At 53.2% G+C, this 9,371-nt stretch carries 5 protein-coding genes; all 5 read left to right on the forward strand.

Annotated elements, in window-relative coordinates:
• Positions 1-113: 113 nt before the first annotated feature.
• The 5 genes from FYJ73_RS15175 (at position 114) to FYJ73_RS15195 (ending at position 9,184) form a co-directional block, all read left to right on the forward strand.
• The gene (locus FYJ73_RS15175; RefSeq protein ID WP_154535583.1) at positions 114-1,124 is read left to right on the forward strand and encodes a hypothetical protein; all 1,011 of its coding nucleotides are present in this window, start codon (positions 114-116) and stop codon (positions 1,122-1,124) included.
• 298 nt (positions 1,125-1,422) lie between these two features.
• Positions 1,423-4,623, forward strand: coding sequence for a SusC/RagA family TonB-linked outer membrane protein (locus FYJ73_RS15180; protein ID WP_154535584.1), 3,201 nt, complete (start codon positions 1,423-1,425; stop codon positions 4,621-4,623).
• A 19-nt stretch (positions 4,624-4,642) separates the two neighbouring features.
• Positions 4,643-6,385, forward strand: a complete 1,743-nt coding sequence (locus FYJ73_RS15185; RefSeq protein ID WP_154535585.1) for a RagB/SusD family nutrient uptake outer membrane protein — start codon at positions 4,643-4,645, stop codon at positions 6,383-6,385.
• 39 nt (positions 6,386-6,424) lie between these two features.
• The gene (locus tag FYJ73_RS15190) at positions 6,425-7,690 is read left to right on the forward strand and encodes a glycan-binding surface protein (RefSeq protein WP_154535586.1); all 1,266 of its coding nucleotides are present in this window, start codon (positions 6,425-6,427) and stop codon (positions 7,688-7,690) included.
• Positions 7,691-7,702: 12 nt separating this feature from the next.
• Positions 7,703-9,184 (forward strand): glycosyl hydrolase, encoded by a 1,482-nt coding sequence (locus FYJ73_RS15195; protein WP_154535587.1) that lies wholly within the window; start codon positions 7,703-7,705, stop codon positions 9,182-9,184.
• The last annotated feature ends 187 nt before the right edge of the window (positions 9,185-9,371 follow it).

The raw sequence follows: 9,371 nt of genomic DNA on the forward strand, positions 1-9,371 counted from the left end.
GTCTTATATAGGAAGAGCAGCTGTTCAAAATCTGATGTTCTCTCCATAAATTGTATGAATTTAAGTCGAGGACAAAAGTAACAGATTTTAAGGCTTTAAGCAATACGTCATTTTTGGACGCTTACAAGAAAATCTCTACTCTATTCGTCGCTCTGCTCGCCGCTGCCAGCATGAGTGCCCAAACAGAAAAAACAGAAATCACACTGGGTACATGGTCGCCTTGGGATGCTGCCACTGCCACCGTAAACGGCAACACACTCACCATGTCCGCGGCTTGGGCTGGGACAGGCAACTGGCTGGCCAACGGTACAGAATGTGCAGACTGGTCTGACGGCGACTATCTTGAACTCGATGTTTCCAACTGCACGGGCAACTTTAATGCGGCCATACAGTACAACGATAGAAAGACCTTTGACGACAAAGGCAATCCCACCGTCGTTAAAGAACTGACTACCACAGGGACTCTGTCTGATGGCGACAAAGTATGCTACATAAAACTCAATGAGAACTACAGTGACAAGGTCGTCAACATTTGGTTGCAAAGCACGACAGCAACGGCATCGGTCACCGTAGACAAAGCCTACCTCGTCAGCGAGGAAGAGTATCAAGCCTACCTCGCCGAGAAGAGCAAAGGTGAGCAAGTCGCATGGGAAGGCAGCAGCAACTTCGGTACAAGCTGGGACGGCTCTCTCGCCGTACAGATTAGTGCTGGCAAGTTCGCCTCTACCAAGAGTGGTGCAACTTTCACGTTCTACTATGATTGCAACAGCGATGCCGACTACTCACAGATTGGAATCTGCGACGGCAGTTGGAATACTCTTTCCAGCGCCAAGGACGCAGACCCTCAATGGGGCACCATTAACGTAGGCGGCACCACTTCCTACACAACCACGCTTAGCGACGACGACATAAAGACCATCCAATCCGGCGGAATGGTAATCAAGGGCTACAATGCCACACTTACCAAAGTTACATTCACGAACCCGACAACGGACGGCATCAACAGCGTTCAGACAACCAAGAAAGTCAACGAAGGCGCAACCTTCAATCTTGCAGGACAGCGTGTTGGCAAGACCTTCCGAGGTATGGTCATCCGCAACGGTAAGAAATACATTCAGAAATAACAAAAGCACAATAGCTTGATCGTTTCGTTCTCTTAGAAGAGCAGGAGCGGCATTCGCCGCTTCTCTCTTTCTTCTTCCAACTACCTACAGACAAAATAGTATTCACACCTGTAGAACACCTATTTAAGATAAGAGCCTGCCTATATACACATCACCGACTTTATTATTGCATCATAGTATTTGATATTGCAAAATTAAGAATATTCTATGCAAGTATTTATCAGTAACTTTGCGCACGAACAATACCAACCATACAACAGCAAAGCTAAATCTAAATAAGCATTATATATACAATCACATGAACAGAGTAATTCTAATCCTGGTAATGACGGTTCTCTCATTACCAATCTTTGCCCAGTCCAAGCTCACGGGTACCGTTGTCGACGGTGCTACCGGTGAGACGCTGATTGGCGCAAGTATTGTTGTCCAAGGCACGGGCACTGGTGGCGTGACCGATCTCGACGGACATTTTTCTATTGACGTGCCCAAAGGCAAGACCAAAGTCATCGTCTCCAGCGTGGGCTACACATCACAAACCATCAACGTGGCCGGCAAGAGCGACATCACCGTGAAGCTCGTCGAAGACTCCAAGGTCATGGACGAGGTCGTCGTTGTCGGCTACGGTACCATGAAGAAGAGCGACCTCAGTGGCTCCCTTAGCTCTCTCGCAGGCAAAGACCTGATGAAGGGCGGTGCCATGGACATCGCCCACGGCATGCAAGGCAAGATCGCCGGCGTACAGGTCAACCAGAGCGACGGTGCGCCGGGCGGCGGCATGAGCATCGTCATCCGCGGTGCCAACTCGTTCTCCACGTCTTCACAGCCGCTGTATATCGTCGACGGCGTGCCCTTTGAGACGGGCAGCACACCCAGCAACGGCGCTACACAAAACCAACAGAGCTCCAACCCACTGAGCTTTATCAACCCGCACGACATCGAGAACATCGAGGTCCTCAAGGATGCTTCCGCTACCGCCATCTACGGCAGCCGCGGTGCCAATGGTGTGGTCATCATTACCACTAAGAAAGGAAAAGTCGGAAAACCCAAGGTGGACTTCTCCGCCAACTGGGGATTCTCGCACATCAGCAAGAAGATCGACATGCTCGACCCGGTGACTTACGCCCGCTATATGAACGAGCAGATCGACAACGACCGCTACTACCTCGGCTCGCAGGCCACTACCTATCCTTATCCCGGCACATGGGGCTACCAAGCCTACTCCGACGGACACATTAATTATAATACAGGCAAATACACCGGCAAACCCGAAGACTACGCTCATCCGGGATGGTACTACGACGAGTACGGCAACGCCACTGAGCTCGGCGTAGCTGACTGGCAGGACGAGATCTTCCACACCGCGTTCCAGCAGGACTACAACATCGGCGTGAGCGGCGGTGACGACAGGGGCTATTACTCCTTCTCGGGCAACTATGCCGACCAGGACGGTATCATCAAGAACTCAGGCTATAAGCGCTACTCCCTTCGCGCCAACATCTCACGCAAGGTATACAGCTGGCTGGAGATCGGTACGAACCAGAGCTTCACACGCAGCACGACGAACTTCGCCAACACGCTAAGCTACAACACCGGTGTGGTGCGCTCGGCACTGATCTTCCCGCCGACCTACGGTCCGAACATGGATACCACACAGGCCGACAACCTCAACTGGCTTGCAGCTAACCCTGCTGCCTATGTGCGTAGCACCAAGGACGAGCTTAATGGTATCAACTATTTCAGCAGTTCTTATCTCGAGATTCAGATCGTACCGAAATGGCTGAAGTTCCGTCAGAACCTCGGATTAGGCTACAACGACTCGCACCGTGGCTCATATTACGACCGTCACACCCAAGAGGGTAAGTCACCGATCAACGGCAAAGCCAGCAAGGCCAGCAACATCTGGACCTCTACTACCGCTGAGAGCATCCTGACCTTCGACCACACCTTCAACAACATCCACGCCGTGAACGCCGTCGCCGGTTTCACCGTGGAGAGCGACTCTTGGGAAAACAACAGCGAAGTGGTACAGAACTTCCCCGATGACCTCACACAGGACAACGACATGGGACGTGCCAAGGACCGCGCTACACTCTCCAGTGACAAGGGCACACAGCGTCTTGTCTCCTTCCTCGGACGTGTGAACTACACGCTGATGAACAAATATCTCTTCACCGCAAGCGTCCGTTCCGACGGCAGCTCGAAGTTCACCGACGAGAACAAGTGGGCTACCTTCCTTTCCGGTGCCGTCGCCTGGCGTGCCAGCGAGGAGAAGTTCATCAAGGATCTCGGCATCTTCTCCAACCTGAAGTTCCGTCTGAGCTATGGTGAGACCGGTAATCAAGGCATCGGCTCTTATCGCACACTGCCTCAGCTCGCTGTGGCCAACTATCCCTTCGGCGGTTCGCTCAACAGCGGCGTTGCCATGGTCAACTGGCGTGGCCCCGTCGACAAGAACATCAAGTGGGAGACCACCGCACAGTATAATGCCGGTATCGACTTCGGATGGTTCAACAATCGTCTGACGCTTACCGTGGACTACTATCACAAGAAAACCCGCGACCTGCTGCAGGAAGTGAAGATTCCTTCTTCTAACGGTTTCTCCAACAAGCTCACCAACTCCGGCAATGTCACCAACGAAGGCCTGGAGTTCACCCTCGGCGCCACTCCTGTTGACACCAAGAACTGGCACTGGGATCTCAACGGCAACCTTGCCTTCAACAAGAACAAGATCGGTGGCCTCAACGGCGACCAGTTTGCCAACACACTGTGGTATGGTGCCGACAACGTCTTCATCCAGCGCAACGGATGCCCTATCGGTGCTATCTACGGATATGTGGAAGATGGCTTCTACGACAACGAGGCTGAGGTAAGAGCCGACCCACAGTATACCTACTCCACCGACGCTACCGTGAAGTCAAAGATCGGTGAGATCAAATATCTCGACCTTAACCACGACGGAAAGATCACTGATGCCGACCGCACCATCATCGGCGACACCAATCCGAAATATACATGGGGTCTGACCAACAACATCTCCTGGCGTGACCTAACCCTGAGCTTTATGCTCCAAGGCTCTCACGGCAACGACATCTTCAACGGTAACCTCATGGACATCAAGCTCGGCAACATCGGTAACATCACACGCGATGCCTATGACCATCGCTGGACAGCCGACAACTACGAGCAGGCTGAGTGGCCGAAGGCTTCCTCAGGCTATGAGCGTACATTCCTGCTCAGCAATCGCTATATCGAGGACGGCAGCTATATCAAGCTGAAGAACATCAGCCTGACCTATAACTGGAACCATCCCTTCAAGAGCACGGGACTGGAGAAGATCCAGTTCACCTTCGCCGCCACCAACCTCTTCACCATCACCAACTACAGTTGGTACGACCCGGATGTCAACGCCTTTGGCAGCGATTCCAGCCGTCGCGGTGTGGATATCTACTCGTATCCTTCTTCACGCACCTTTACTTTCGGCGTGAACATGACATTCTAATTATATAACGACAAGCAATATGAAATTCAATAAACTGTTCTCTGCCGCATTGCTGCTGACGGTGGCCACGCTGCCGCTGACCACGTCCTGCAATGACTATTTGAAAGAGAAATCTGAGAGCTTTATCGGCCCCGATCAGGTCGAAGACTCCAAAGAAGGTGTCGACATGTGGGTCACCGGCGTGTATAGCAACTGGCTCGACGACATGTTCCGATGGAGCGAGTTTCCACGTGTACTCGAGATGGACGCTGATTACATCTCAGGACCCGACTGGCTGTTCAGCTCGCTCGGAGCCGGCAACTTCCAAGGCGAGAGCGCACTGGACAAAATGTGGAAAGGCCCTTACAACCTCATCAACGACGCCAATATGGCAGTGCGCTATATCAGCCAGATGAAGGGCGTCGACGAGGCCTATAAAAACAATGCCATCGGCGAATGCTACTTCCAGGAGGCCTTTGCCTACTTCCTACTCGTGCGTGCCTACGGCCCCATCCCCTATATGGCTGAGGACGTGAGCAATAGCGGTGAGTTTATGCACAGCCGCCGCCCCGTGGCTGAAATCTACGACCACATCATCGACCTGCTCACCAAGGCTTCTTCCCTGATGTACACCCGCAACAACAGCAACTACAAGACCGGGCACGTCTCTGCCGGCTCCGCTGCCGGACTGCTCGCAAAGGTCTACGCTACCATGGCCGCCGCCGCCATGCCCGCCGGCACGGAGGTGACCGTGCGCACCGGTGCACCTTATGTCACCGAGGACGGCAAGAAGCACTATCGCATGCCGACTGCCGAGACATTTAAGAAAACAGCTGTCGAAGGCTATGAAAACATGGACGCTCAGGCTCTCTACAAGAAAGCTGCCGAGTGGGCCAAGAAGGTCATCGACGGTGAATACGGCTCATACGAGCTCACTGCCTATGACGATCTGTGGAAGCACAGCCACTGCCACGACGCTGAGATGATGTGGGGCGTGGAGTCCACAACGGGCGACGCCACCTACTGCACCAACGTACATACTTATTATTCCGGCTACAAAAAGAGTAAAGGCAGCCCATTTATCGAGTCTGGCGGATGGATCGGATGCACCAACAACTGGTACCATCTTTTCGACGACCAGGATTACCGCATCACCAAGGGCGTACGCCACGTATGGCGCTACTACTATCAGGAGGACTACAACGGTGCCTTCTACTATCCGCAGAGCTGGAGCGTGAAGATCACCGGTATGGACGCTGACGGCAACTACGTGCGTGAGCCGGACACTGAGTACAAGAAGACAGGCATGAACTACCAGTACAACCAAAGTTCTGAGTGCCTCGCCTTCACCACAAAGTACGACGATGTCGACGACGATGCCACGCAGTACGCCGAGTCGTTCTGGCCCTTCCTGCGCTATGCCGACGTGCTTCTCATCTATGCCGAGGCTGAAAATGAGCTGGGCAACAGTGCCGAGGCCATGCACTACCTCAACATCGTGCGCAAGCGCTCCAACGCTACGCTGATGGAAACACCGGCCACCAAGACCGCCATGCGCAGTACCATCCTCGAGGAGCGCGCTAAGGAGTTTGCATGCGAAGGCGACCGCCGCTGGGATCTCATACGCTGGGGTATCTACTTGCAGGCCATGAACGCTATCGGTGGACGCGACGATGCCAACATCAACAAGGCACGCACCGATCGCAACCTGCTCTATCCCATTCCTACCGATGAGATCAACGTCAACGACAGCATCAACAGCAACAACCCAGGCTGGAACTAAACGACACGCTCGTATCTATAAAATCATAAAAAACAGAATATGAATATCTTATCATTCAAACATATCGGTGTGGCACTTCTGGCGGCTGCTCTGTTCTCCGCCTGCAACGATATCGTGGATATCAACTACCCCGACCGCTACACCAATCACGGCGCTCCCTCCATCACGGGCATCTATGATGTCCAGGACACCGGGCGCATATCGGCTTTGAGCAGCGGCACGCTCAACCAGATGCTCCGTATCGAGGGCACCAACCTCGCCAACGTGAAGAAGATCACCTTCAACGGACTCGAGGTCGACGTGCGGCAGGTATATGCCGAGTCTGGCGAGAGCTTCGTGAAGATTCCGCGCAAGATTCCCGAGCACGTCACCGACACACTGGTCTATGAGACCAACGAGGGCAAGACAGCCCTGTACTTCCCCGTCTCGATCCCTCACGTAGCGTTAGAAGCACTCTCCAACGAGTTTGCCCTCCAAGGCAGTGAGGTACAGCTCAACGGCGACTATTTCGACCTCTACAATTTCAACGACACCACCGACAATAGCCCGGTGTCCATCACCATCACCAACAGTGAGCAGGGATACAGCCAGAAGATCCATACCGACTCTTGCTCGGAGACCTTCACAAGCATCCGCATCCCTAAGGACTGCCCCGACAACTCGCTCATCACCTTCCGATGGAAAGAAATGGGCAAGGACATGAGCAAGACAGTGCCTTACCGCATGAAGAATGCACTGCTCTTCGGTGACTTCACCGGTGACCTCGGCTGGTGGAACGACTGGGGAAAGAATCTCGTCACCGACGGTACCAAGAGTGGTGATCCCGAATCGCTCGGTATGTCGTTCCTGCGTATCAAGGGCACCTTCGACAGCTGGTCATGGAATTCCACCGGCATAGGATGCAACTGGCCCAACCAAGACTTCACAGACCATCCCGAGAACTATGTACTTAAGTTTGAGGTCTGCACCAACAGCTCTACACCATTTGCCGACTATGGTGCCAGTGGTGCCAGCGGCTCGCCGAACGGAGGCTATTGCTTTGACTTCAACACAGCAGGCGTGTCCCGTCACCAGTGGGATCCCGTCTCCACTGGTCTGCGCAATACCTACGGCAAGTGGGTTACTGTCTCCATTCCTCTCGACAAGCTCTGTGAGGTGAAACAAAACGATGGCACTATCAAGCATGTGCTGCCGGCACAAGGCTCATGGGCTGCCATGGAGTTTGTCATGCAGCCCAACAATAATGAGGGCTGGACCGTGGACCATAGCTTCGGACAGTTCCGTATCGAACCAAAGAATTATTAATCGCAACTCAGCATGAAGAAATTAAATATCCTTTTGCTGGCCCTGGCCGCCATGACGACTTTCGCCAGCTGCTCCGATGACAATAGCGACTACCGTGAGCCACGGTCCTTCGCTGACCAAGACGCTCCACAGGTGGTCGCGGTGACACCCACCGACAACGCTGCCGACATCGACACCTTTGCCAACATCGTCGTGACTTACAATGAGCCTGTCGTCGCCACACCGCAGACTACCATCCGTGTCTACACCGACGACACCACCTATTATTATATAGACTCTTTGGTGACAACCAGCGGCAACCAGCTCACCATCCCCTTCCACGCCAAGGCGGGTATGAACTACAAGGTCAACATCATGAAGCCGTCAGTGCGTGACAGTTCCTACAACTTCGCCAGCGACTACACCTTCTCGTTCTCGACGAAGGCTTACAACAACTTCGACCCGACACTCTTCAACATCGCCGACACTCCCGTCAACGCTGATGCTACCGAAGAGACGAAGAAGCTCTATGCTTATCTCAAAGAGAACTTCGGCAATCATGTGCTCTCCGCTGCCATGGCCAACGTGAACTGGAACACCCAGAACGCCGAGGCGCTCTATCAGCTCACTGGCAAATACCCTGCCATCAACTGCTTCGACTTCGTCCACTACTACTATAGCGCACCGCTCAATCCCAAGGGATGGATCGACTACACCAATACGAAACCCGTGGAAGACTGGGCCAACAACGGTGGCATCGTGGAGTGCATGTGGCACTGGAATGTTCCTTCATCAGAAGCAGACCAGACCCACTATGACTCCTGGGCCTACAACACCGAAGGCTTCTCTGCCAAGAACGCCACACGCAGCAGCCGCTGGGAGCATAAGTTCGCCATGAAGCAGATCGACATCATCGCCGACTATCTCCTCGCTTTGCAAGCTAAGGGCATCCCCGTCATCTGGCGCCCCTTCCATGAGGCCCGCGGCAACTACGGACGCTACGGCGGCACGGGCAAGGCCTGGTTCTGGTGGGGCAACTCCGGACCGGTGTTCTTCAAGAAACTCTGGAAGATGATGTACGACGAGTTCAAGGCAAAAGGTGTGAACAACCTCATCTGGGTATGGACCTCTGAGGGCTCCTATACCGAAGACGGCAAGACTTACGACGACGCTGACTGGTATCCCGGCGACGAATATGTCGACATCATCGCACGCGACTACTATTGCAAGAATCTGCAAACACCCTATCAGGATGCACATAAGGATCAGTTCGAGGCGCTGCGCCAGATTACAGGTGGAAAGAAGATCATCGCTCTCGCTGAAGGTGATGCCATGCCTTCGGTGAAGAACATGCTCACCGATGGAGCCATGTGGAGCTGGATCATGCCATGGTACGGCCAGGACAGCGACGGCATGAGCTATATCAACAGCGACTACAACACTGCCGCCTTCCTCAAAGACCTCTTCAACTCAAAGTATGTCATCACACGCGACGAGGTAAGCGGACTGAAATAAGCCATAGGCTACAATAGCCATATATATAAAGAGGAGTAAGTTCCCGTTGGAACTTACTCCTCTCCTGTTTTCCACGTTAATAGCCGTTAACGGCCGTAAATCATTAAAAATCAATAAAGTGACACTTTGTATTTGGATTTTTGGGTGGCGCAAGCTATCTTTGCATCATGTTCGTACACAAGAAACG

The sequence above is a fragment of the Hallella mizrahii genome (genome assembly GCF_009695775.1).
Lineage (GTDB): Bacteria > Bacteroidota > Bacteroidia > Bacteroidales > Bacteroidaceae > Prevotella > Prevotella mizrahii.

What these genes read in the sequence shown, in the direction of transcription:
- FYJ73_RS15180 (WP_154535584.1), top strand. Translation starts at nt 1,423, where the DNA reads ATGAACAGAGTAATTCTAATCCTGGTAATGACGGTTCTCTCATTACCA.
- FYJ73_RS15185 (WP_154535585.1), top strand. Translation starts at nt 4,643, where the DNA reads ATGAAATTCAATAAACTGTTCTCTGCCGCATTGCTGCTGACGGTGGCC.
- FYJ73_RS15190 (WP_154535586.1), top strand. Translation starts at nt 6,425, where the DNA reads ATGAATATCTTATCATTCAAACATATCGGTGTGGCACTTCTGGCGGCT.
- FYJ73_RS15195 (WP_154535587.1), top strand. Translation starts at nt 7,703, where the DNA reads ATGAAGAAATTAAATATCCTTTTGCTGGCCCTGGCCGCCATGACGACT.